Source organism: Dietzia sp. UCD-THP (assembly GCF_000349585.1).
Classification (GTDB): Bacteria; Actinomycetota; Actinomycetes; order Mycobacteriales; family Mycobacteriaceae; genus Dietzia; species Dietzia natronolimnaea_A.
Window position 1 is genome coordinate 1 of sequence record NZ_AOSR01000208.1, and the last position, 2,236, is coordinate 2,236.

Below are 2,236 nucleotides of genomic sequence, written 5' to 3' on the forward strand. Positions count from 1 at the left end.
AGTGTCGGTTCGAGTCCGACTGGGGGCACAAGCCTGTTAGAGAGCCGACGCCGCTGCAGGGTCAAAGTTAATTGCGGCTAGATAGGTCGGCTCCGTCGTCCGAAAAATCTTCGATAGCTTCCTTTGCCACCACGGTGTCGTAGAGACCGTAATGCCGAAGACCCTCATGTGAGTCGATACCGGTGTAGGAAAGTGAAGCATCCTCATAACGACGAAAGGCGAAGACAGCCTGGTTCATATGCCCAGAATTAAAAACGTTCAGAGACACCAATAGATTAAAGTCTTCGACCGATAGGCCGGTGACCGTCTTGAATAGTTCAGTCTCAAGCTTTGTAATAACATCCTGAAGAGTGTTCTCGCGGAAGTCCGTCAGGTACATGAAGGCAGGTATGCGGGTCGCAAACTTTATCAGTTTTTCCTGAATCTGCTTGCGCATCGATTTGTATTCCTTTTCCTCGGCGCTAACCTCCTTCTTCTCCTCAGGGCTAAGCTGGTCACCCTTGTTCTTCTTGAGATCCCTAACTTTCTCGCTCTTATTGATTACAGTCTCAATTACATTATCGCCGAGTGCGCGAAAACCCTCTATGTTCATGACAGCATTAACTGCTTTTTCGTCAGCAAGAACACGGCGGAGGGTGTCGTTATCTACATTAACCAATAGGGCGGATTCCCACTTTCGAGCCAGCAATGTCGCGCTGGTTCCTGCCATGGCAATGTCAAGTATTCCCCCAGCATCAATCTGGGTCATGTGTGACCCATCGTACGCCAGCACAGGAAGAAACGAGACCAGTTCCTCCACGGCAGCTTCAGGGTTCGACTCACCGGGATTCAAGCCAAGTGCATAATCCGATAGTTGCCGCAAAGCGCGAGTAGGGGCGAAATCGAAAACGAAGCACACGGGCTTGTACACTTCCTCTTCGAGCGGATCGTTACCATTCGGATTTTTCTGACTCCATGGCGATTGAACTCGGAAAGCGGCTTGAAAGTAGGTTTCCGGCGATTTCAAATTGCGGAGCATGAGAATGCTCGACCATTGAGGAACCGTGACGCCCGTAGTTAGCTTTCCGCAGGAAAGCACGATTGAGCCACCCTCATGGCCACTACCGATCGCTCTCCGAACGGGGGGGAGCGCGTCGAGCCCTATGCCCGCGTTAGCGCCGGCCACAGACAAAACTTTGTACTTGTGAAAATATGAGTTTTGCGGTTCAGCGAGTAGATTCTTCATAGCCTGACAAGAAGAAACGCTCGGTAAGAACCAGAATGAATGTTCTAGATGAGGCAAGAGTCGTACATCTGAGTAAGGGAACGGTGGCCGCTCCTTGAGATGGTCAACCTGACTCGGTGCGTAGGCGCCGCGAATAATATCCAGCCACTTCTGAACGTCAGATTTGTGGGTGAAACTGGCGGAAGTCCCGGACCCCTTAGCTGAAAAGAACTCATTCAGATCGAACTCGTCGAACTCGCCAGAACTTGCCGTCGCAAGAAGCTCATCGGGCATTTGATACGTAAGCAATCGCATCTGCGGCAGTGCGCTGTAAGGGTTTTGCTTGTCCGGGTTTGCCTTAGAAAATTCCTCTTTTGCACGTTGTTCATCAGTGTAAGTCCAGTTGAAAATTTGTTCTTCAATGAACTCCCCGGTCGCCAAAGCTTTGAAGGGCGTGCCGGACAGATACAAGTAGGCACGCGTCGTTATAGGCAGGAACTCAGTCTCTTCCTCACTGAGTTCATCAAGTTCTTCATGGTAGTTATCCAATTCGGGATTGTACTCAAGTTTTGTTTCAGCTCTGCTCTCCGGCGTGTCTTCGCCCTCAAATAGCTCTTTGGCTGTCTCGCGCCATGCTCCAAAATGGTATTCATCGAAGACCACTAGATCCCAATTGATCGAATGAAGCCACTTGTTCTTAGGCTTTATGTTGCCAGACTTATCACGACCCAATAGATCTTGGAAAGAGCCGAAGTAAACTAATGGCTTGTGTTTAGATATTGCGGCAGGATCGGCACCCGACTGTTTACTGATGTATTGCCAACCGTCGAAGTCGGAATGGCTCTCAAGATCCGTCTGCCAGGCATCTTCGACTGCGGGTTTGAACGTCACAACCAACACTCGTGTTGCCCCGAGTTTCTTAGCGAGTTGGTAAGAGGCGAAAGTTTTACCAAAGCGCATTTTGGCGTTCCATAGGAATCGTGGGACAGCGTGCATGTCCTCGTTCCACACGGAGTTGAAGTAAGCATGAGT

Annotated in this window: 1 protein-coding gene; it reads right to left on the reverse strand. The window is 50.1% G+C overall.

Annotated elements, in window-relative coordinates; all coding sequences use genetic code 11:
* Positions 1-67: 67 nt before the first annotated feature.
* Positions 68-2,236: DEAD/DEAH box helicase family protein (locus tag H483_RS0119450; RefSeq protein WP_042329463.1), on the reverse strand; the 2,169-nt coding region annotated here is incomplete at its 5' end.